Origin of the sequence: Nocardioides plantarum, assembly GCF_006346395.1 — a bacterium.
Lineage (GTDB): Bacteria > Actinomycetota > Actinomycetes > Propionibacteriales > Nocardioidaceae > Nocardioides > Nocardioides plantarum.
The window spans coordinates 1,934,238-1,956,003 of record NZ_VDMS01000001.1; the positions used below are offsets into that span (position 1 = coordinate 1,934,238).

The window sequence follows — 21,766 nt, forward strand, 5'->3', positions numbered from 1 at the left end:
GTGACCAAGCGCGTAACCGGAGGAGTGATCCCCGCCGGCGCTACCAGCAGCGTGCCCGGCGGCGGTGGGCACGACATCGGGGGCAGCAGCGACGCATCCAACGGCCGGGCAGGAATCGTCTCCTTTGGGGGCCATCAGGAAGAACTCGGATGCGTGCCTGGGAACCTGGATCGGTTGTCACACCCCGCAGATTCGTTTCGGAGTCACCGCCGGGACAGGCGGCATGGCCTGCCCCGGCAGGGGCCCGGGCTAGTTGGCGTACATAAGTTCCACCATGCCGCACTGCGGGCTCCGCCCGACCATGCCGCCGAGCGGGCTCTGAAGGGGGTTGTGATCGCGGGTTGAGGTCAGCGTGCGGTGTTGGCTCCGATGAGCCGGTCGAGGAGGGCCATGCCTTGGGCGCTGGGTGACCACGCGTTGTAGAAGGATCGGCATGACAGGGACCATTGGCTGACGGTGTCGCCCCATGCAGTGACGCCGCGCAGGAGGATCGATGTTCGGTCATCGGCGCATTGTCCGAAGCTGCTCGGTGTTTGAGTGTCTGACCTGGCATCAGCTTTGAGGATCTCCAGGTCGGCGGCAGGTACTTCGACCTCCTGCGACCAGGTGCGGGCGTCTCGATCGGTGACGCAGACCGTCAAGGAAACGGCGTCATCGAATCGTCCGAGCATCGAGTCAGCGCTGTAGGTGACCGGTAAAGGGCATGTCGACGTTGCGTCCGGGTAGGGCGGCGTCATCGAGTTGCGTTGGGCCCTCAGCAAACGTTCAAAGGCCTCGTATGCCGGGCGTCCGCTCGGCCCGCACCCATCGGACCCAGTCGCGGTGTTGGCATAGATCGTGTGGGTTGAGCCATCGGCGTAGCCGAACTCGATCGCGAACGGCAGCCCACCTGTTCCGGCACACACGGTCTCGTTCCCGCGGGTCGGAGGCACCCGTGGAGGTTTCAGGGTGGACACGAGGTCCTCGATGCCGACACGCAACGGATCAGCTGGGGCTTGAAGAATGGTCTCGCCGTCGTCGATGGCACACAGTCTCGCCTCCACGGGGTGGTTCGGTACGTTCCATGGCCATTGCCCGACGGGTGTGCTGTTGTTCGGGTCGGCCTGGAGCTGGCAGCCGGTGGCGTCACCGGGGGCCGGCCTCTTCGTGTCGGTGGTTGACGGCGGGAGGCCGTCGGTGTCCCCGTCGAGACTCCGTTGCAACGAGGGGACGACGACGGCGATGGCGACGATCGCTGCCACAACGGCCACGACCCCGGCGGCTGAACGTCGGCGACGAGAGGCTCGACGCTCCGCGGCGATGCCCTTCAGCAGGTCGCTTGCCGGAGGCGGAGAGGGGGCGGCTGCTCGCAGATTGTCGGCCAGCCAGGTCTCGTCGCGGTTCATCGCTGCTCGTCCTCTCGCAGGCTCGGTGAGATTCGAAGGGCTGCCAACGCTCTTGATGCCTGGCTCTTGATGGTGCCGACACTGCACCCCAGGACGTCTGCGGTTTGTCGCTCGGTGAGGTCCTCGATGTAGCGCAGGACGATCACTGCGCGTTGACCCTTCGGAAGGGCCGCGAGCGCCGCGACAACGTCGCGTCGAGCGCCGAGGTCTGACTCAACGAACTGTTGATCTGGGAGGTCCTCAGTGGGGATCTCGCCGGTCCACCGTCGGCGCCACCAGGCAAGGTAGGTGGTGAACATGATGCGGCGGACGTAGGGCTCGAAGCCGTCGGTTCCGACTCGATCGAAGTGCCTGTACGACTTCGCCAGCGCGACCTGTACCAAGTCTTCGGCTAAATGCCTGTCACTCGTCAGCAGCCATGCCGAGCGCCACAGCGTCGCGCCCCGCGCGGCCACGAAATCATCGAACGAATCCGTGCTCGCCGTCGGCGTCACCTCGTTCGACACTGCTACTCCGCTCATCGTGTTCACGTCCCTTCACCTAGGTAAAGGACGCAGGACCGAAGGAAGGTTGTCACGACGAACTAACGGATCTTCCGCAGCCCAAACGTCACCGAACACGCACGCCGGCTGCACTGTCGCGTGCCGGGTCCGACGGCACCCGGCCCCACCCCGGGCGCGGGCGCGGGCGTCGGGAAGATGACCCCCGCGGCGCTGGCCGCTCAGCAGGCCGCGGCACACGCACGTACCTCGCTCGCAGGCACCACACCTGCACCCGAACGGCCCATCAGGCCGCCGGCACCACACACGCCGGACCGCGGGCCCGACTATGGCCAGGGCAACGACCCAGCAGGAGGCGGTGACTGCTCGCAGCAGGGGGCGCGACCGGTCGGCGTGCTCCTGGCGAGCTCACGTGAGGGCGTGCGCATGGGTGCTCCATATGAACTTGTTCCCGAGAATGACCGGGGAAGCATGCACCACCCGATCGTCGTGCGCAGCAAAACCCGCTAAACGGCGTCAATCACGTGCCCCTGCCGGCGGGGGTTCACCAGACGATCCGTCACTTCGTGAATTCTCGATGTCACACTGAACCCATGCCCGCAGACCTCGTCGAGACGTTGAAGGCGCTGGGCAATCCCACGCGCCTGCAGATCATGGAGTGGCTGCGCACACCCGAGCAGTCCTTCAGCGAGTACGAGCCCATCGCCGACCGCGCCGAGGTCGGCGTGTGCGTCACTCACCTCGCCGCCAAGACCGGCCTGGCCCAGTCGACGATCTCCACCTACATGGCCACCCTCGAGCGCGCCCACCTCGTGAGCGCGACCCGGGTCGGCAAGTGGACCCACTACCGACGCAACGACACCCGGGTCGAGGAGCTGCTGGCGCAGCTCGAGGACCACGTCTGATTTACATATCGCAAAACGTCGATACGATTGACGTATGTCCATCACGTCGCCGCAGGGGCCAGTACGCCGTGCCCTGATCGTCCATGCCCACCCCGAGCCGGACTCGTTCTCGAGCGCCCAGGCGGCCGCAGCAGCCGACCAGCTCCGCGCCCAGGGCGTCGACCTGCGCCTGGTCGACCTTCACGCCGAGGGCTGGGACCCGGTGCTGGCGCGCGAGCAGTTCCTGGATGGCCCCGGCTACTTCAAGCCCCAGGCCGAGCAGCTGCACGCCGCGGCCGGCGGGACGCTCGCCGACCCGGTCAGGACCCAGCTCGACCAGCTGCAGGAGGCTGACCTGCTCGTGCTGTCCTTCCCTCTGTGGTGGTTCTCGATGCCCGCCATCATGAAGGGCTGGGTCGACCGCGTCTTCGTCATGGGCGCCACCTTCGGCGGCGAGCACGGGATCTTCGCGGACGGCGGCATGCGCCACAAGAAGGCCATGCTGCTGCTCACCACCGGCGGCTCGTCCGCATCGTTCGCCCCCGGCGCGACCGACGGGTACGGCGACCTCGACACCTTCTTGTTCCACATCCACCGCGGCATGCTCGAGTTCGTCGGCTACGACGTCCTGCCGCCCGTCGTCACCTACGGCCCCGCCCGCCTCACCGAGGCCGGTCGCGCCGCCGCCATCGACCGCGTCCGGGCTCAGGTCGCCGCCACCGTCGGTGCCTGACTGTCGCCACCGGGCCCAGGGGACGGGTTCCGCTCCGTCGGGTGCCCCGGTGCGCGATCATCGGTCCGTGCCCACCCGCCAGCCGTCGTCCGCCCGCCAGCTCCTGGACGTCCTCCACCGCTGTCGCTGGTGGACGACCGCGGCGGCAATGGCCGTCCTCGTGGTGGCGGTGCCGGACGGCGACGCGCTGCACCCCGTCGCGTGGCTCGTCTACGCCCTGCTGCTGGTCCTGGTGTGGATCCCCACCGCCGTGCGCTGGGGCCGGCGCCTGGCCGAGTCCCGTTCGGCATACCGACGCGCGGTCGCCGGGCACTAGCCGGACCGTCAGGGACGCCGGCCACCCGGATGCGAGCGCGCGCGTGACTTGATGGCCTCGATCACCGTGGTCTTGGCGTCGGCGTAGGCGTTCATGTCGGCCCACTCGCGCGTCATCAGCTCGCGCTTCGTGGCCTCGTAGAGGTCGCGGTCGTCGGGGTCGCGGCGCAGGTGGTCACGCAGGAGCAGGTAGTCGTGGGCCGCGACGTCATCGGGCTCGAGGAGGTGGACGTGCACGTCGCGCTGCTCGGTGCGCACCAGGCGGTGGCCGGGCTCGCGGACCCGTAGCAGGTAGCCCGCGGCGAGCAGCGGCTCGAGGTAGTCCTCCTCGGCGGTGATGTCGGGGACGGTCACCAGGACGTCGATGATCGGCTTGGCGGCCAGCCCGGGCACCGAGGTCGAGCCGATGTGCTCGATCGCGACCGCGCGGTCGTCGAGCGCGGCCCGGATGCGCGCCTCGTGCGCGGCGTACTGGTCCGCCCAGGCCGGGTCGTGGTCGAGGAGGTAGAGCTCGCGCTGCTCGACCCCGCCGACGAGCTCGACGTCGGTGACGTCGTCCCGACGCCGGGTGCGGTCGCCCGGGCCGTCACTCATGCGCCCACCACCCGGACGACCACCAGCGCGATGTCGTCCTCGTTCCAGTCCACGGCCAACCGCGACAGCACCCGGTCGGCGAGCTCCTCGACGCCGAGCCCGGACGAGTCCGGCTCGGCGACCGCGACGCGCAGCCGCTCGAGACCGTCGTCGAGCGACTCCCGGCGACGCTCGACGAGGCCGTCGGTGAAGAGCAGCAGGGTGTCGCCCGGACCGAGGTCGACCATCACCTCGCCACGCGGGGGCTGATGACCCGCCCGCTGGCTGAGACCGAGCATCACGTGGGCCTCCGGGTCGGTGACGTAGGACGCGGCACCGGCCGGGGTGAGCAGCAGCGGGGGGAGGTGGCCGGCGTTGGCGACCCGCAGCCGAGCGCGCCCGTCGGACGTCTCGAGCCGCGCGACGACGGCGCTGGCGAGTGTGTCGATGCCGAGGTAGCCCATGGCGTCGTCGAGCTTGTCGAGCACCTCGGCCGGCCCGGCCCCGGTCGTGACGGCGATACCGCGCAGCAGCCCGCGCAGCTGACCCATGGCGGCGGCCGCGACGGTGTCGTGACCGACGACGTCACCGATGACCAGGTGCAGGTCGCCGTCGGGGTGGCTGAAGGCGTCGTACCAGTCGCCGCCGACCTGGGCGGCGTCTGCGGCGGGCTCGTAGCGCACGGCGATCTCGACGCCGGCGTGGTCGGGCGGCAGCGTCAGCAGGCTGCGCTGCAGGCCCTCGGCCAGGTCGCGCTGCCGGTCGTAGAGGTGGACGTTGTCGAGGGCGAACCCGGCCCGGCTCGCGATCTCGGCCAGCAGGTCGAGCTCGTCGTCGTCCCACGCCGGCCGGTCCGCGCCGCGGAACACGCTCATCAGCCCGGCCACCCGCCCCCGCCCCCGCATCGGCAGGATGACCGATGACCACGGCGCCAGGACCCGCACCAGGTCCTGCGCGGCCCCGGGGACCAGGACCGCGGCGATCCGCTCCGCAGCCTCCTCGCGTACGACGACCGGGCGGCCCGTGCGCAGCGCGCGGGTGACCAGCGAGTCGTCGGTGAGCGACGGGATCCGCGCGGCGGCGTAGTCGGCGACCAGGGCGCGCGCCTCGGTGTCGACGTGCCAGGTGCCGAGGTCGCGCAGCCGGGAGCGCCAGCTCGGGTGGTCGCTGGGGTCGTCGGGCAGCACCCCGTCGACCATGGTGACCAGGCACCAGTCGCCGAGCCCCGGCACGAGCAGCTGGGCGAGCCGGGTCGCGGCCTCCTCCCCCTCGAGGGTGTCGACGAGGGTCTGGGCGACGTCGGCGAGCAGGGCCGAGCGTCGCGCGGCGGCGTCCAGGGCCTCCCGGGCCCGATGCCGCTCGGTGACCTCGATGAAGTAGACCGACAGGCCGTCGGGGGTCGGCCAGCAGCGCAGCTCGTACCACCCGTCGAGCGGCGGCGGGTAGTAGGCCTCGAACGACACCGGCCGGCCGGTCTCGACGGCCTGGCGGTAGTGGGTCTCGAAGTCCGAGCCCACGGTGTAGGGGAACAGGTCCCACAGCAGGTGCCCGACGATGTCGGTCCCGATCCCGCCGAGCAGGCGTTGCGCCTCGGGGTTGGCGTAGGTGAACCGCCACTCGTTGTCGAGCTGGTAGAACGCCGTCGGCATCGCATCGAGCATGCGCGCGACCCGGGCCTCTCCCTCGCGCACCGCCGTCGTGTCGTACGCCGCCCCGACCAGCCGCGCAGCCACGCCGTCGGGTCCGGAGAGCGCGAGACCCCGCGCGGCCACCCAGCGGATGTCACCGTCGGGGCGGTTGATGCGGTACTCGGCGGCGTACTCGCCACACGTCGCGATCGCCTCGCTCAGCGCCTGGCGCACCCGCTCGCGGTCGTGAGGATGCACGGCCTCGTTGAAGGCCTCGATGCTGCCGCCGAAGGTGTCACGGTCGAGGCCGAAGAGCTCGAGGAGCCGTTCGTCCCACCGCAGGTGGTCCGTCGTGAGCTCCCAGTCGAAGGCCCCGACGCCGGCCGCGTCGACGGCGAGCCGCCAGGTGCGGCGGTCGTCCTCGTAGGAGGCGCGCAGCGCGGCCAGCTCGAGCTCGGCCACGACGGGCTCGCTGAGCTGCTCGAGCAGGGCGACGTCGGCGGGCTCCCACGCGTGCACGTGCGGGTCGAAGACGCACAGGGCGCCCACGAGGTGTCCGTGCACCCGCAGCGGCACGCCGAGGTAGGACCGGACCGCTCCCGACGTCACCGGGGGCAGGTCACGGACCCGCTCGTCGTCCGCGGCGTCGGGGATGAGCAGCGGCTCCGCCGCGTCGAGGGTCACCGAGCACAGCGAGTCCGCGATCGCCGAGCGCTTGCCCACCGACTGTGCCGCCTCGCCGAAGCCGCCCATCACCGTCTGCTCCTCGGCGAGGATCGACACCTGCGCCGAGCCCGCGCCCACCAGCTGGGCCGCGAGCCGCGCCAGGCGGTCGAGCGCAGGGAGGCCACCGGGGACCGACGCGAGCCGGTGCGCGTGCTCCACCCGGCTGTGAGAGCGCGCGGACGGCAGGCCGAAGGGCCCGACCTGGTCGGCCACACCCGCCGGACCGCCGTCGTCCAGTCCTGAGGTCACCCGCCGATGATCCCACCCCCGGTGGGTGGTTGTCCGGCGCTCGGCGCGACGTGTGAGCATTTGGCCCGTGGACAGGACCGTGCGCGCCGAGCTGGGCATCACCTGCTTCGGCACGGCCGAGCTCGAGCTGCAGGTCGCCGTCGCCCGTACGCCGGGGCTCGAGGTCACCGAGTCGCTCGTCGTCCTGCACCAGGACGGCGTGGTCGAGCCGGTCGAGGTCGACACCGTCCACGACGGGCGCCTGCACCTGGTGACCCTGCCGGCCGGCTACACCACCGTCACCTACGAGGCGCACGTGAGCGGCTCGGCGGTGCTGCCCGAGCCGGCCCTGTCCGACCTGTCGCTCTACCGCCGTCCCAGCCGCTACATCGAGTCCGACACGTTCGGCGGCTTCGCCCACTCCGAGTTCTCCGGCGTCAGCGACGGCGAGCTGCTCGAGGCCGTGTCGTCGTGGGTCGGCACCCGCCTGGTCTACGTGCCCGGCAGCAGCGGGCCGACCGACGGCGCCACCGAGACCCTGCTCGGCGGCGCCGGGGTCTGCCGCGACTACGCCCACCTCGTGATCGCGATGCTCCGTGCCCTGCGGGTGCCGGCCCGGCTGGCCGCCGTCTACGCCCCCGGCTGCGACCCGATGGACTTCCACGCCGTCGTCGAGGCCTTCGTCGCCGGCGGCTGGTACGTCGTCGACGCCACCGCGCTGGCCCCCCGGTCCTCGCTGGTCCGCATCGCCACCGGTCGTGACGCCGCCGACACCGCCTTCATGACCACGGTGTCCGGCGGCGCCAACCTCGACTGGTCGAGCGTCACCGCGGTCGCCGACCACGGCCTGCCGTTCGACGACCTCGACCAGCTGGTCGCGATCCGCTAGCTCTGGCTGCTAGCTCTCGCTGTACGGCGGTCGGCCGGGCCAGACCTTGACGCCGGGCTCGCGCTTGACGACCTTCACGGTGACGGTGCCGACCTCGACCGGGTTGCCGTCGGCGTCGTCGACGGTGAGCGTGATCGTGGCGATGCCGGGCTTGACGGCCCACCAGGAGGTGTCGTTCTCGGACCGCGACCCGGCGATCTCCAGGGCGTCGCCGGACACGGTGCCGCCGTAGGTCCGCCGAGGGCGAGCGTCCTCGGGGTACCCGTACGCCGTAGCCGAGGCATAGAGCCGCCCGTCGACCGGGAGCTCGATCGTCGCTCCGGCCCGGATCTCGGCGTCGTCGAGCCAGATCGACGGACGCTCGGAGTAGAGCTCGGCCTCGACCTCTTCCTCGGGGCCGGACGGCTCGCGGGCCACCTCGACCTTCACGGTGTCCCCGGGCGCGAGCACGGTCCCGGGGGCCGGCGAGATCCCGCGCAGGTAGCCGGGCGCGTACCCGGGTGCGGGCACCTCCACGACGTCGGCGACCAGGCCGGCCGCCTCGAGCGCGGCGACGTACTTCTTTTCCCCCTGGTCCGGGCGCAGCTTCCCCGGGACCCCGACGAGGCCGTCGAGGACCTGGACCCGGTCGAAGATCTTCTCGGCGGCCTCGACACTCGTCGTCGACTCCGCGCGGAGCCCGACATCGAGCGAGGGGAAGTCGAGCGACACCCCGCAGGTCGAGACACCCTCCAGCTCGGAGCACGTCGGCTCGCTGCGGTAGGCGGTCACCCCGTCGACCTCGGTGCGCTCGACACCGTCGGCGTCCTCGGCCCCCGGGGACGCATCAGCGATCATCAGTCGCTCGATCCCTGCTGACTGGGCCGGTTGAGGGCAGACGAGGTGGACCCCCTCGGTGAAGGTCTCGTTGAGAACCCCGTCGACGACGATCACGGCGTCCCCCTTCGGGCCGTCGAGGTCGCACCTCGTCGCCTGGGTGGCCCACCCCTCCGGGACCGCGACCACCACCGACCCGCGGCCGACCAGGCGCATCCCGCTCGGAGCCGTGGGAACCGTCGGTGCGTCGCCGGACGCGGCCGCGTCGGCCGCGTTCGGGGGGCTGCCCGGGCCGGAGACGAGCGACGCAGCCACACCCGCGCCCGCGGCGACGACGACGGCAGCCGCAGCCACCACGCCCACCGCCCGCGTACGACGACGGCGCCGACCTCCGGCGGCGATCGCCGCCAGTGGCGGCGCGCCGACGGGGTTGCGGTGGGCCGCGCGGTCGAGCATCTCGGTCAGTCTGTCGTCGTGCATGTGAGGCCTCTCAGCTCTTGAAGGTTCGGGTCGTGGGTCAGCGCGCCGAGCGCGCGGGAGAGTCGGCTCTTGACCGTGCCGGGGGCGACCCCGAGGGCCTCGGCCATCTGACGCTCGTCGAGACCGGCGTAGAACCGGAGGATGACGGCGGCCCGCTGGTCGTCGGTCAGCCGCGCCAGGGCACGGGTGATCGCATCGGCGTCGTCGACGCCGGTGGTCGGGTCCGGCACGACCTCGTGGTCGGGCAGGGTGCCCGTCGGCCGCTCGCCGGTCCACCGCCGGCGGCGCGACCCGCGGAAGGTGTTGACCAGCACCCGGTAGACGTAGGCATCGCGGTTGCCGGCCCGCTCGACGCGGCCCCAGCTGGTCAGGCACTTCTCCAACGTCGTCTGCACGACGTCCTCGGCCTCGGCGGTCGAGCAGCCGAGGAGCACCGCCGAGCGCACCAGCCTCGGCCAGCGTGCCACGACGAAGTCGTTGAACGCGTCGTCCATCGCCTGCCTCTCTCGTGTGTCGTGGTTGGTTCTCACGGCAGAGATGCGCGACGTCCCTCGTTCGGTTCCCGATCGATCGAGAAAATCCCGGCGTCAGCCCGCCAGCAGCCCCGCCACCACGTCGGAGGCGTAGAACGGCGCGAGCTCGGCGCGCAGCAGCCGCTCGAGGTCGCCGGACTCGACCAGCGCCCCGACGACACCGGGGGCTAGCCGGACCAGGTCGGCGACCAGGTCGGCGCGGTCGAGGTCGAGCTCGGCGAGCAGCTCGCCGGGGGTGTAGCCGCCGAACGCGTCGAAGAAGCCGTCGACCACCGCGTGGCCCAGGCCCACGGTGTGGGGGTGGGCGAGGATCGAGACGACGAGGTCGTGGACGGCGTCGACGACGCCCGCGGAGTCGTCATCGGAGTCGTGGTCGTCGAACCCGCGCACGGGTTCGGCGGCGACCAGGTCCCAGACCTGCAGCACCGCCTCGCGGGTGGTGGGGTCGCGCAGGGTGTCGACGACGATCCGGTTCATCCGGCGTACGGCGAGGGTGCCGCCCTTGCCCGCGGTGTCGGCGAGCAGCCCGTCGAGCTGCTTGTCGGCCGCGCCGACGACGCCGGCCGCCGCGCGGGTGCCGAAGGAGAGCAGCGACCCGAGCCCGGGGACCCGGTCGGCGACGGCCTGGTTGGCGGCCAGGGCCTCGCTCACGATGCGGCCCATGAAGCGCGTCGCCATGGCCCCGACCATCGGGCTGGCGGTGAGCCGCTCGAGGGCCCGCTCGAGCGCGGGCGTCAGGGCCAGGGCCTCGTCGAGCACCCGCTCGACCTGCTCGCGGGGGACGACGTCGGCGAGCGGGAACGGCTCGACCGGACCGTCCCGGACGACCTCGCGCGCGAGCTGGACGAAGCCGGCGACCGCGGCGCTCGAGGGCACGTCGGTCAGCGCGCGACCCACGACGTCCTTGACCACCTCGCGGTCGGCCAGGTCGGCGAGCTGGTGGCCGTCGGCGGCGTCGAGGAGTGCGCCGGCCAGGCGGGTCACGGTCACGGCGAGCTCGTCGCCGGTGAGCCGGTCGAGGTGGAAGGCGACCTGGGCGTCGAGCAGGCGGTCGGCCAGCGAGTCCGCAGGCGACTCAGGCAAGGCCGGACTCCAGCTCGGCGAACGCCGCCTCCTGGGTCACCGACGGGGACCAGCCCCAGCGGTGCGCGCGGTCGGCGACGATGCTGCCGGTCCACGCGGGGCCGTCGTCCCAGACGGGCTCGACGCCGACGGCGCGACAGACGGTCTCGAGGTAGTCGCGGGTGGGAGGGGCGCCCGTCGCGACGTTGACCGGCGTGCAGCCCCCGGCCGCGGGGCCCAGGTCGGGGTCGTCGGCCGTCGCGACCCGGCCGATCGCCACGTCGGCGGCGATCGAGGCGAGGTCGGCGACGTGCACCCAGGCGAAGGACTGGTCGGGCACGGCGTGCCGGGCGGCCTCGTCGTCGCGGGCCGCGCTCGGGCGCAGCGTGTTCCACACCGAGGTCTCCCCCGCTCCGAGGATGGCCGGTGGGCGCAGCAGCACCCGGGTGATCCCGTCGACCCCGGCGATCGCGGCGTCGGTGTCGCGCTTGGTCACGGCGTAGTCGTTGGCGTCGTCGCCCACGAGTGGGCTCGCCTCGTCGACGTCGCCCGCGCTCGGGCTGCGGTCGTAGACCGCGGCCGTCGAGACGTGCACCAGCCAGGTGACGCCCGCGTCGGCCGCGGCACGCGCCAGGGTGGTGGTGTCCACGACGCCGACCTGCTGCTGGGTGGCCCGGTCCGAGCCCATCGGGTGCACCGTCGTCACGACCGCGTCGGCGCCCGCGACGACCTCGGCCGCGAACCCGGCGTCGCCGAACTCGCCCACCCGCTCCTCGACGTCGCGCAGCACCGGCGCCGTCCCCGCCCGTCGTACGACGGCGCGCACCGTCGCGCCGCGCTCGACGAGCGCGGCGCAGACCTGGGCGCCGACGAGTCCGTTGGCGCCGGTGACGACGACGAGGGGCGTGCTGGGGCTGGGAGCAGACGTCATGGCTCCACCGTCTCACCGACCGCGGTGCGCGGGCGCACCCGACCGGAGCGATTCCCCTGAACCTGGTTCACGGGAATCGCTCCGGTCGAACGGCACAGTCCGCCCGGTCGCACGGTGCAGCAGCGTCCCGCCAGCCGCGGGCCGCGAGGACCACGCCCACGACGACCGCGAGCCGGCACGGGTCGAGGACCTGCTGCCACCCCGCACGGAGGGTGAGGTCGCCGGCGACCGCGGCGGTGAGGTCCCGGTCGAGGTCGGCCCAGCCGTCCTTCGCAGCCGCGTGGCCCAGCTGACCGTCGAGCTCGACCAGGGCCCCGTGGTCGCGGTAGCGGACGTCGCGGTAGACCACCTTCAGGGGCTCGCCCTCCACGACCCTCGTCAGCTCACGCACCTGACGCTCCCCGGCCGGGAGTCCGTGCGCGCGCTCGACGTCGCGGAGGTAGCGCAGCTCGAGCGGCGACTGGGCGCCGACCGCCACGTCCGCGAGCGCCTCGCCGAGCAGACGTCGGCGCGGGAGCCGGCCGAGCCCGTCGAGCGTCGAACGCAGGCGCGCCGGCGTGGTCCTGCCGCAGCGCACGGCGTCGGCGAGCACGGCCACCGCCGCGTCGTCGCGAGCAGCCCCGGACGCCACCATCAGGACCGTGTGGTCGAGCTTGAGCCGCGGCGGCGACGACCGCATCGACGCCTTCGCGTCGAGGTCGCGGAGCTGGATCGTCCTGACTCGTGGCGGGTCGGTGACCCGTCGGCCGTGTGCGACGGCCACCTCGACGACACCCCTCGGGTCGGCACCGTCGTCGTCCAACCCGTGGGCACGAAGGGCCGACCGACCCGCGAGCGCTGCCGGGTGGTGGACGAGCAGCGCGGCCCACTCGCGCTGGCGCCGGGTCAGGGGACCGGTGTGGTCGACGTACACACCCTCGTGGACGCGGGCCCACTCACGCCGGCGCAGGAGCCGGGCGATGTCGAGGTCCGTACCCTCGGCGGCCAGCACCTGGCGACGCGAGACGACACCGTCCTGACGGCGGAGGTCCCGCTCGAGCTTGCGCCGGTCCATGCCCAGCAGGGTGACCGCCGGGCGTCGCTCGTTCCAGGGTCGGCCACGGCCCTGTGGACAGGCCCGAACGACCGGAGCGATTCCCCTGAACCTGGTTCAGGGAAATCGCTCCGGTCAAGCAGGTGCGGCCGACCTCAGGCCGACACGACGTCCTCGGCCTCGGTCGGGCCGGGCGCGACGTCGGTGCCCCGCTCGGCGCGGACGGCCTCCTCGATGCGCTTGCCGGTGTCGGCGTCGACGTTCTTCCAGTAGTCGAAGGCCTTCTCGAGCACGGGCTCGCTGACCCCGCCCATCAGGTGGCCGGCGACGGTGGCGACGAAGCGGTCGCGGGCGTCGTCGTCCCAGACGTCGCGCACGAGCGCGCCCGCCTGGCTGAAGTCGTCGTCGTCCGCGCGCAGCGTGTAGGCGTCGCGGACGAACGACCCGTCGGCCTCCCAGCCGTCGACGGCCGGACCGGTCTCGTCGGAGAACGGCTCACCGGTGGTGTTGGGCGCGTACTTGGCGCGGTCGGCCGTGTGGTCGTAGGCCATCGGGCCGTCGAACTGGTAGGTGTAGGCGCCCTCGACGCGGTGCCGGTTGACCGGCAGCTGCTGGTAGTTGGGGCCGATCCGGTAGCGGTGGGCGTCGGCGTACGCGAAGACCCGGCCGAGGAGCATCTTGTCGGGCGAGAAGCCGATGCCGGGCACGACGGCCGACGGCTCGAAGGCGGCCTGCTCGATCTGGGCGAAGTGGTTCTCGGGGTTGCGGTTCAGGGTCATCGTGCCGACGTCGATCAGCGGGTAGTCGGCGTGCGGCCAGGTCTTGGTGAGGTCGAACGGGTTGATGCGGTAGGTGCGGGCGTCGTCGTACGGCATCACCTGGATCTTGAGCCGCCACGACGGGAAGTCACCGGCCTCGATCGCCTCGAAGAGGTCGCGCCGGTGGAAGTCGGAGTCCTCGCCGGCGATCCGGTTGGCGTCCTGCTGGGTCAGGCACTCGACGCCCTGGTCGGAGTGGAAGTGGAACTTGACCCACGACTTCTCCCCGGCGGCGTTGTCGAGCATGAAGGTGTGGCTGCCGTAGCCGTTCATGTGGCGCCACGTGCGCGGGATGCCGCGGTCGCCCATCAGGTAGGTGACCTGGTGCGCGGACTCCGGGTTGAGCGTCCAGAAGTCCCACTGCATGTTGTTGTCGCGCAGGCCCGAGGCGCCGCTGCGCTTCTGCGAGCGGATGAAGTGCGGGAACTTCATGGTGTCGCGGATGAAGAAGACCGGGGTGTTGTTGCCGACCAGGTCCCAGTTGCCCTCGGAGGTGTAGAACTTCAACGAGAAGCCGCGCGGGTCGCGCCACGTGTCGGGCGAGCCCAGCTCGCCGGCGACCGTCGAGAAGCGGGCCAGCATGTCGGTCTTGACCCCCGGCTGCAGCGCGGCCGCGCGCGTGTAGCGGCTGATGTCCTCGGTGATCTCGAGCGTGCCGAAGGCGCCCGATCCCTTGGCGTGCACGTTGCGCTCCGGGACGCGCTCGCGGTTGAAGTGCGCCTGCTGCTCGATCAGGTGGTGGTCGTGCAGCAGGATCGGACCGTCGGGCCCCACGGTCAGGCTGTTGCGGTCGCTGGGCGCCGGGGCGCCGTTGCCGGTGGTGGACCCGGCGGTGTTCTCGGTCATGAGGACTCCCTCGTCGTCGGTCCCCCCACCCTGCGACGTACGACGCCCACGGGAACCACCCCGGCGCATGGGTCATCGGGTCGCGATGCCGTTGCGGGGTGGGACCGGGCGCGGAGGTGCGGCCCGGTCACCAGTCGACGGCGACGTACTTGCTCTCGGTGAACTCGACCATCCCCTCGTGGCCGCCCTCGCGACCCAGGCCCGACTGCTTGGTACCGCCGAACGGAGCCGCCGGGTCGGAGACGAGTGCTCGGTTGACGCCGACCATGCCGCTGTCGAGGCGCTCGCTGATCGCGAGGCCCTGACGCAGGTCGCGGGTGTAGACGTAGGACACCAGGCCGAACTCGCTGCGGTTGGCCAGCGCCACGGCCTCGTCGACCGTGTCGAAGGTGACGACCGGTGCGACCGGACCGAAGATCTCGGTGTCGAGGATGGCCGCGTCGGCGGGGACGCCGTCGAGCACCGTCGGCAGGTAGTAGTAGCCACGGCGCGCCGGGGCCGATCCGCCGGCCAGGGCGCGGGCGCCCTCGTCGGTGGCCCCGGTGACGAGCTCGGCGACCTTGTCGCGCGTCTTGGCGTTGACCAGCGGGCCGATGTCGGTGCCCGGGTCGAGACCCGGGCCGACCGCGAGCAGGCGCATCCGGTCGGCGAGCCGGCGGGAGAACTCGGTCGCCACCCCGGCGTGCACGATGAACCGGTTGGCCGCCGTACAGGCCGAGCCCCCGTTGCGCAGCTTGGCGACCATGGCCCCGTCGACGGCCGCGTCGAGGTCGGCGTCCTCGAGGACGACGAACGGCGCGTTGCCGCCGAGCTCCATGCCGGTGTTGACGACGGTACGGGCGGCGTGGGCCAGCAGCACGCGCCCGACCTCGGTGGACCCGGTGAAGGACACCTTGCGGACCGCCGGGTGGTCGAGCAGCCGTGAGGACAGCTCGCCGGGCCGGCTCGACGGCACGACGTTGACGACCCCGGGCGGCACCCCGGCCTCGTGCAGGATGGCCACGATCGCCAGGGCGGTCAGCGGCGTCTCGGTGGCCGGCTTGAGGATGATCGGGCAACCGGCGGCCAGGGCCGGGCCGATCTTGCGGGTGGCCATCGCCGCCGGGAAGTTCCACGGGGTGATGAGCAGGCTGACGCCGACGGGCTGGCGCAGCACCATGATGTTGTTGGCCCCGCCGGGCGCCCGCCCGACCGTGCCGGTGAGCCGGACCGCCTCCTCGGCGTACCAGCGGAAGAACTCGGCGGCGTAGACGACCTCGCCGCGTGCGTCGGCCAGGGCCTTGCCGTTCTCGAGGACGATCAGGCGCGCCAGGGCGTCGGTGCGCTCGGTCATCAGCTCGAAGGTGCGCCGCAGGATCTCGCTACGGCGGCGCGGGCTGGTCGCGGCCCACTCCTCGCGGACCGCCTCGGCGGCGTCGACCGCGGCCAGGGCGTCCTCGACGGTGCCGTCGGCGATCTCGGTGAGCGGCTCCTCGGTGGCGGGGTCGATCACGACGATGGTGCCGTCGCCGGCGCGCAGCTCACCGCCGACCCACGGGCCGAGCGGGATCGGGCCGAGCACCTGCTCGAGGTCGTGCAGCGTGGTCACGGGTGGGTCTCCTGCGGGGTGTCGGTGGAGGTGGTGGGCACGGTGCGGAGGTAGGCCGCGAGCGCCGACATGTCGCGCTCGCCGTAGCCCGCGGCGGTGGCCTGCTCGACGCCGGCCAGGTTGGTGCGGGCCTGCGGCAGGGTGGCCCCGACCCGGTCGGCGAGCTCGAGGGCCAGGCGCAGGTCCTTGGCCGCCAGGCGCAGCAGGAAGGCGGCCGGCGCCGCGTCGGGGTCCTCGAACGCGGCGCGCTTGTAGCCGACGTACGGCGCCGCGACGACGCTCGAGAGCAGCACGTCGTAGGCCGCGGTGCGCTCGACACCGGCACGCTCGGCGAGCACCAGGGCCTCGGAGATGCCGGCGTTGAGGCCGTGCAGGACCGAGTTGAGGGCGAGCTTCATGGCGGTGCCGGCGCCGCTGCCGCCCACCCGGACGACGGTCGAGCCGAGGGCCTCGAGCACCGGGAGGGCACGCTCGACAGCGTCCGTGTCGCCTGCGGCCATGATCGTCAGGGTGGCGTCGGTCGCGGCGGGGACGCTGCCGGAGACCGGCGCGTCGACGAGCGTGTGGCCCGCGGTGCGCAGCCGTGCGGCGAGGTCGGTGACGGTGGGCGGCGAGACGGTGCTCATGTCGACCGCCACCACACCGCAGCCGTCGGGTCGGGCGGCGAGGCCGGCCAGCACCCCGTCGTCGCCGTCGTACGTCGCCACGAGGGCGGCGTCGTCGGCCAGCATGGTGACCACCACCTCGACGTCGCGAACGGCCTCGGCGGGGCTCGACACGACCGTCGCGGCAGGGTGCTCGGCGGCGAAGGCGTCGGCCACGGCCGTGGTGCGGTTCCACACGACGACCTCGTGCCCCGCGGTGACGAGGTTGACGGCCATCGGACGGCCCATCCGGCCCAGGCCCAGGAACGCGACCCTCATGCGAGCAGCCGGAAGGGCTCTTCGAGGCACTCGACCAACGCGGCCAGCCATCGGGCCCCGAGGGCGCCGTCGATGGCGCGGTGGTCGACCGACAGCACCAGCTGCATCGTCGTGGCGACCTCGACCCGGCCGTCGACGACCACCGGGTTGGGGGCGGCGGCCCCGACGGCCAGGATCGCCGACTGCGGCGGGTTGATGATGGCGTCGAACTCCTCGACGCCGAACATCCCGAGGTTGGTCACGCTGATCGTGCCGCCCTCGAGGTCGGACTGGCGCAGCGTGCCCGACGAGGACTGCTCGACCAGCTCGCGGATGCGCCGGGCGATCGCGGCCGGCGTGAGGCTCTCGACTCCACGCACGACCGGGGTCATCAGGCCGCGCTCGGAGGCGACGGCCACGCCGACGTCGACCGTGTCGTAGCGACGCAGCGCGTCGTCGGTCCAGATCACGTTGGCCTCGGGCACGGTGCGCGAGGCGACGCCGACGGCGCGCACGACCAGGTCGTTGACCGAGATCTTCTGCGGCGACACGGCGTTGAGCTGGGCGCGCACCGCGAGCAGGGCGTCGACGCGGACGGTGCGGCGCAGGTAGAAGTGCGGCACCGTCTGCTTGCTCTGCGTCAGGCGGGTCGCGACCAGGCGGCGCAGCCGCGAGTGCGGCTCGTCGGTCCAGCCGTCGCCGGCGGCGGGGCCGGCGGGCGCGGCGGGGCGCTGGGGCTCCGGCTCGGGTGCAGGGGTCGGCTCGGGTGCAGGGGCCGGGGCCTCCTGCGCGGCGCGGACGGCCGCGTCGGCGTCCTTCTTCATGATCCGGCCCCGAGGACCCGACCCGGTGACGGCATCGAGGGCGATACCGGCCTCGGCGAGGATCCGACGCGCGACGGGGGCGGCGAAGATGCGGGTGCGGCCCGGATCGGCGGCGGGCTCTGCCGGCTCCACTGCCTGCGGCTCGGCCTGAGCCTCGGCCGTCGGGGCGGGCTGGTCGGTCTCGTAGGACTCCTCGTCCAGCGCCGCCTCGTCCGGCTCGGGCGCGGGCACCTCGGCGGCGGCCAGTCCGACCTCGGCGAGCAGTGCGTCGGCCTCGGCGTCACCCTCGCCGGCGGCGCCGAGGACGGCGTAGACGGAGCCGACCTCGATGGTCTCGCCCGCCTCGCAGAGCCGGCGCAGGACGGTGCCGGTGACCTCGGCCTCGATCTCGACGGTCGCCTTCTCGGTCTCGACGACGACCACGGGTGCCCCGGCGGCGACCTCGGCACCCTGCTCGACCAACCACTCGGACAGGATCACCTCGGTGGCGCCGGCGGCGACCTCGGGAATGCGCAGCAACGTTGCCATGTCTCTCTCCGTCCTCAGAGCTCGTCGAGCTGCCGGAGGGCAGCGACGACCTCGTCGGTCTTGGCGATGGCCGCACGCTCGAGCACCTTGCTGATGCTCGGCGAGGCGACGGCGCCGGTGACCCGGGCGATGGGGCGGTCGAGCCAGTCGAAGAGCCGCCGCTGGATCTCGTCGGCCAGCCACGCGCCGTACGACGTGCCGACGGCGCCCTGCTCGACGATCAGCACCTGGTTGGTCTTCTTGACGCTCGCGGTGATGGTGTCCCAGTCGAGGGAGGCCCGGTCAAGCCACCGCAGGTCGATCAGGTCGGCCGAGATCTCGGGGACCTGGTCCAGCGCCTCGTGGCAGTGGCGGACCATCGAGAGGTAGCTGATCACCGTGAGGTCGTCGCCGGTACGCCGCAGCGCGGCCTTGCCGACCGGCAGGCGGTAGTCGAGGTCCTCGGTGGGGCCGGGACCGGTGCTGGAGTAGAGGTCGACGTGCTCGAGCACGACGACCGGGTCGTCGCAGGCCAGGGCGGTGTTCATCAGCCCGACGTAGTCGAAGGGGTCCGACGGCGCGACGACGCGCAGCCCGGGGGCGGTGGTGAGCACGCCGGCCGGGTCCATCGAGTGCTGCGATCCGTAGCCGGTGCCGGCGGCGAGCTTGCTGCGCAGCACGAACGGCACGGCGCTGTCGCCGCCGAACATGTGGCGCGCCTTGGCGACCTGGTTGAAGATCTGGTCGGCCGCGACCCACATGAAGTCGGCGTACATGAACTCCACCACGGGGCGGAAGCGGCCGTCGAGGGCCATCCCGCCGCCCATGCCGGCGAAGGCGTTCTCGCTGATGGGGGTGCCGAGGACGCGCTCGGGGAAGCGCTCGAGGGCGGCGCGGGTGGCGCCGTTGGTGCCGCCCTTGAGCCCGTCGACGTCCTCGCCGAGCACGACGATGCGGGGGTCCTCCTCCATCCGGCGGGCCATCACCTCGCTGACGAGGTCGATGAAGCGGCGCTCGCCGAGCTCCTCGTCGAGGTCCTCGGGCTCGGCGTACCGGCTGCCCTCGAGCTCGCTGAGGTCGCCGCGGATCCCGACGTCGACGAAGTCGGTCTCGGGCCACAGCTCGGGGCGCACCTGACGCTCCTTCGGCTTGCCGCCGGTCTTGGGCTCGAACAGCTCCTCGCCGATCGAGCGCATCACCGCGAGGACGTCCTTCTCGCGCTCGGCGAGCTCGGCGTCGGTCGCCAGTCCCCGGCGTACGGCGTGCTGGCGCAGGACGTCGAGGGGGTCGCGCGCCTTCCAGCTGCTCTCCTCCTCCTTGGAGCGGTAGCCGAACGCGCTGCCCGGGTAGGGACCGTTCTGGTGGAAGTAGCGGTAGACCTCGGCCTCGATGATGGTCGGGCCCTTGCCGGCGCGCATGTGGGCCACGGCCTGGTCCATGGCGAGGCGCACGGCGAGCGGGTCCATGCCGTCGACGCGCCAGGCCGGGATGTCGAAGGCGAGGCCGCGCGCCGAGAGGCGGGTCTCCTTGGTGGCCGACCCGACCGCGGTGGCGACTGCGTAGCGGTTGTTCTCGACGAAGAAGCAGACCGGGAGGTTCCAGGCGGCTGCGAGGTTGAAGGACTCCAGCGCCGAGCCGATGTTGATCGCCCCGTCGCCGAAGTAGGTGACGCTGACGTCGTCGGTGCCGGAGCGGCTCTGGTTGAAGGCGAAGCCGAGGGCCTGGGGCACCCCGCCGCCGACGATGGCGTTGGTGCCCATCGCGCCGGCCTCCTGCCACTGCAGGTGCATCGAGCCGCCGCGCCCGCGGCAGTAGCCCTGCGCGAGGCCGCAGATCTCGGCCAGCGTGCGCCGCAGCACGGTGACGACGGCGTCGTCGAGCTCGGGGAAGGTCTCGCCCTGGTCGGCGGCGGAGGGCATCACGTGGCCCAGCGCCTTGGCCAGGAACTGGTGGTGCCCGCGGTGGGAGCCGTTGATCCGGTCGGTGGTGCGCAGGTCGAGGATCGAGCCGACCGCGCCGCCCTCCTGACCGATGCTGGAGTGGGCGGGTCCGTGGACCAGGCCGTCGCCGGCGAGCTCGAGGACGTACTCCTCGAACACCCGGATCCACAGCAGCTGGGCGAGCATCCGCTGCAGGTCGGCCGGAGCGAGGGCGTCCCAGTCCTGCGGCGTGGCGGTCAGCTCGACCCACGGGGAGGCGGGCTCCAGGGTCTTCGTCGTGGGCATGGCTCTCCTTGTGGATCCGAGTGGATCCCAGTCGTGGATCCATTACGGTCTCGCCCTGCGACGGGCTGAGGCGGTAGGGTGGGACGTGCGTCACAAGGTAGCCACCGAATGGATCCATTTGCAAGAGGAGCCCGTCATGCCCCCCACCGGCCCCATCCCCGGACTGACCCGGGTCGACCACATCGGGCTGACCGTCCCGGACCTCGACGAGGCGCACACGTTCTTCGTCGACCTCCTGGGCTGCGAGCCGATGTACGACCTGGGCCCGTTCGCCCACGACGACGACTGGATGACCCGCCAGCTCGGCGTGGCCGCCGACACGGTGATGCGACGGCTGCGGTTCTTCCGCCTCGGTGGACAGGCGATCTTCGAGGTCTTCGAGTACGACGCCCGCGCGCAGGCCACGACGCCCCCGCTCAACAGCGACGTCGGCGGCCACCACGTCGCGCTCTACGTCGACGACCTCGACGCCGCGGTGGCCCACCTGCGGGCCGCCGGCGTCGAGGTGCTCGGTGAGCCGGTCAGCAGCAGCGGCCCCAGCGCCGGTCAGCGCTGGATCTACTTCCGTGCCCCGTGGGGCCTGCAGCTCGAGCTGGTCTCCTACCCGCACGGCAAGGCCTACGACCGCACCGGCGAGGCGCACTAGGGTGCTCGCCGTGGACGAGGTCGTAGCGCCGGTCGCCAGCCAGCGCATCGCCGACCACGTGCGGGGCCAGATCCTCGCCGGCGCACTGCCGCCCGGCACCCGGATCCGCCAGGACGACCTCGCCGCCGAGCTGGGCGCCAGCCGGCTGCCGGTGCGCGAGGCGCTGCGGATCCTGCAGACCGGCGGGCTGGTGACCCTGGAGGCCAACCGCGGTGCGTGGGTCACCCAGCTCGACCAGGACGACTGCGAGCTGAGCTACGAGATCCGCGAGCGGCTCGAGCCGCTGCTGCTGCGCCGCAGCATGGCCCACCTGCGCGCCGCGGACCACGCGGCCCTCGAGGCCACGCAGGACGAGATCGAGGCGTGCACCGACGTCGAGGAGTTCCTGGTGCTCGACCGCCGACTGCACTGGGCGACGTACGCCGGGGCCGAGCGCAGCGAGCTGCAGGCCATCATCGGGCGGCTGTGGGACACCACCCACCACTACCGCCGGGCGTTCACCTACCTCGCCGGGGCCGAGCGGCGCTGGATCATCAACGCCGAGCACCGGCTGCTGCTGCAGGCCGTGCGCGACGGCGACACGGTCGAGGCCGAGCAGGTGCTGACGATGCACATCCGGCGTACGCGGGTCGAGCTGCGCCAGCACCCCGAGGTGTTCGCCCCGGGCTTCGACGCCTCCGGCCTCGCCGGGTGA

Annotated in this window: 20 protein-coding genes; 6 read left to right on the top strand and 14 right to left on the bottom strand. The window is 72.4% G+C overall.

The features are described from left to right. Nucleotides 1-347: 347 nt before the first annotated feature. Nucleotides 348-1,385, bottom strand: a complete 1,038-nt coding sequence (locus FJQ56_RS09070) for a hypothetical protein (protein ID WP_140009097.1) — start codon at nt 1,383-1,385, stop codon at nt 348-350. After that, nucleotides 1,382-1,906 (bottom strand): SigE family RNA polymerase sigma factor, encoded by a 525-nt coding sequence (locus FJQ56_RS09075; protein ID WP_140009786.1) that lies wholly within the window; start codon nt 1,904-1,906, stop codon nt 1,382-1,384. The genes FJQ56_RS09070 and FJQ56_RS09075 overlap by 4 nt, the downstream gene beginning before the upstream one ends. Before the next feature lie 572 nt (nt 1,907-2,478). Between FJQ56_RS09075 and FJQ56_RS09080 the strand changes: the two genes are divergently transcribed. The 3 genes from FJQ56_RS09080 to FJQ56_RS09090 all read left to right on the top strand — a co-directional run bounded on the left by FJQ56_RS09080 (nt 2,479) and on the right by FJQ56_RS09090 (nt 3,818). Then, the gene (locus FJQ56_RS09080; protein WP_140009098.1) at nt 2,479-2,790 is read left to right on the top strand and encodes an ArsR/SmtB family transcription factor; all 312 of its coding nucleotides are present in this window, start codon (nt 2,479-2,481) and stop codon (nt 2,788-2,790) included. A gap of 34 nt (nt 2,791-2,824) precedes the next feature. Beyond that, nucleotides 2,825-3,502 (top strand): NAD(P)H-dependent oxidoreductase, encoded by a 678-nt coding sequence (locus FJQ56_RS09085; protein WP_140009100.1) that lies wholly within the window; start codon nt 2,825-2,827, stop codon nt 3,500-3,502. A gap of 67 nt (nt 3,503-3,569) precedes the next feature. Next, entirely contained in the window at nt 3,570-3,818 is a 249-nt protein-coding gene (locus FJQ56_RS09090) for a hypothetical protein (RefSeq protein WP_140009102.1), read from the top strand. Between the two features lie 8 nt (nt 3,819-3,826). On the opposite strand, the gene FJQ56_RS09095 is transcribed toward FJQ56_RS09090, so the two are convergent. Together FJQ56_RS09095 and FJQ56_RS09100 are read right to left on the bottom strand one after the other, a co-directional pair. Continuing rightward, the gene (locus FJQ56_RS09095; RefSeq protein ID WP_140009104.1) at nt 3,827-4,411 is read right to left on the bottom strand and encodes a GrpB family protein; all 585 of its coding nucleotides are present in this window, start codon (nt 4,409-4,411) and stop codon (nt 3,827-3,829) included. Then, a complete protein-coding gene (locus FJQ56_RS09100; RefSeq protein WP_170215326.1) occupies nt 4,408-6,993 on the bottom strand; it encodes a SpoIIE family protein phosphatase in 2,586 nt (861 codons plus the stop codon). Before FJQ56_RS09100 ends, FJQ56_RS09095 begins: the two co-directional genes overlap by 4 nt. A 67-nt stretch (nt 6,994-7,060) precedes the next feature. Here FJQ56_RS09100 and FJQ56_RS09105 point away from each other — a divergent pair, with 67 nt between their 5' ends. Then, nucleotides 7,061-7,861, top strand: coding sequence for a transglutaminase-like domain-containing protein (locus FJQ56_RS09105; RefSeq protein WP_140009106.1), 801 nt, complete (start codon nt 7,061-7,063; stop codon nt 7,859-7,861). A 9-nt stretch (nt 7,862-7,870) separates the two neighbouring features. On the opposite strand, the gene FJQ56_RS09110 is transcribed toward FJQ56_RS09105, so the two are convergent. From FJQ56_RS09110 to FJQ56_RS09155, 10 genes are all read right to left on the bottom strand, one after another. After that, on the bottom strand, nt 7,871-9,157 hold the full coding sequence (locus FJQ56_RS09110; protein WP_140009107.1) for a PASTA domain-containing protein: 1,287 nt from the start codon (nt 9,155-9,157) through the stop codon (nt 7,871-7,873). Continuing rightward, nucleotides 9,139-9,651 (bottom strand): SigE family RNA polymerase sigma factor, encoded by a 513-nt coding sequence (locus FJQ56_RS09115; RefSeq protein ID WP_140009108.1) that lies wholly within the window; start codon nt 9,649-9,651, stop codon nt 9,139-9,141. Before FJQ56_RS09115 ends, FJQ56_RS09110 begins: the two co-directional genes overlap by 19 nt. 93 nt (nt 9,652-9,744) lie before the next feature. Beyond that, a complete protein-coding gene (locus tag FJQ56_RS09120) occupies nt 9,745-10,773 on the bottom strand; it encodes a hypothetical protein (protein WP_140009109.1) in 1,029 nt (342 codons plus the stop codon). Then, a complete protein-coding gene (locus tag FJQ56_RS09125) occupies nt 10,766-11,683 on the bottom strand; it encodes an NAD-dependent epimerase/dehydratase family protein (protein WP_140009110.1) in 918 nt (305 codons plus the stop codon). The genes FJQ56_RS09120 and FJQ56_RS09125 overlap by 8 nt, the downstream gene beginning before the upstream one ends. A 67-nt stretch (nt 11,684-11,750) precedes the next feature. Beyond that, a complete protein-coding gene (locus FJQ56_RS09130; RefSeq protein WP_140009111.1) occupies nt 11,751-12,737 on the bottom strand; it encodes a hypothetical protein in 987 nt (328 codons plus the stop codon). 134 nt (nt 12,738-12,871) lie between these two features. Beyond that, the gene (locus FJQ56_RS09135) at nt 12,872-14,380 is read right to left on the bottom strand and encodes a catalase (protein ID WP_140009112.1); all 1,509 of its coding nucleotides are present in this window, start codon (nt 14,378-14,380) and stop codon (nt 12,872-12,874) included. Between the two features lie 127 nt (nt 14,381-14,507). Continuing rightward, a complete protein-coding gene (locus tag FJQ56_RS09140) occupies nt 14,508-15,968 on the bottom strand; it encodes an NAD-dependent succinate-semialdehyde dehydrogenase (protein WP_342776427.1) in 1,461 nt (486 codons plus the stop codon). Beyond that, nucleotides 15,965-16,891 (bottom strand): NAD(P)-dependent oxidoreductase, encoded by a 927-nt coding sequence (locus FJQ56_RS09145; protein WP_170215327.1) that lies wholly within the window; start codon nt 16,889-16,891, stop codon nt 15,965-15,967. Before FJQ56_RS09145 ends, FJQ56_RS09140 begins: the two co-directional genes overlap by 4 nt. Beyond that, complete coding sequence (locus FJQ56_RS09150) at nt 16,888-18,222, bottom strand: dihydrolipoamide acetyltransferase family protein (protein ID WP_140009114.1); 1,335 nt, start codon at nt 18,220-18,222, stop codon at nt 16,888-16,890. The genes FJQ56_RS09145 and FJQ56_RS09150 overlap by 4 nt, the downstream gene beginning before the upstream one ends. Before the next feature lie 14 nt (nt 18,223-18,236). Further along, the gene (locus FJQ56_RS09155) at nt 18,237-20,426 is read right to left on the bottom strand and encodes an alpha-ketoacid dehydrogenase subunit alpha/beta (protein WP_140009115.1); all 2,190 of its coding nucleotides are present in this window, start codon (nt 20,424-20,426) and stop codon (nt 18,237-18,239) included. Between the two features lie 136 nt (nt 20,427-20,562). On the opposite strand from FJQ56_RS09155, the gene FJQ56_RS09160 reads away from it, so the two are divergent. Both FJQ56_RS09160 and FJQ56_RS09165 read left to right on the top strand, forming a co-directional pair. After that, entirely contained in the window at nt 20,563-21,072 is a 510-nt protein-coding gene (locus FJQ56_RS09160; protein ID WP_140009116.1) for a VOC family protein, read from the top strand. A gap of 10 nt (nt 21,073-21,082) precedes the next feature. Next, on the top strand, nt 21,083-21,766 hold the full coding sequence (locus FJQ56_RS09165; protein WP_211350807.1) for a GntR family transcriptional regulator: 684 nt from the start codon (nt 21,083-21,085) through the stop codon (nt 21,764-21,766).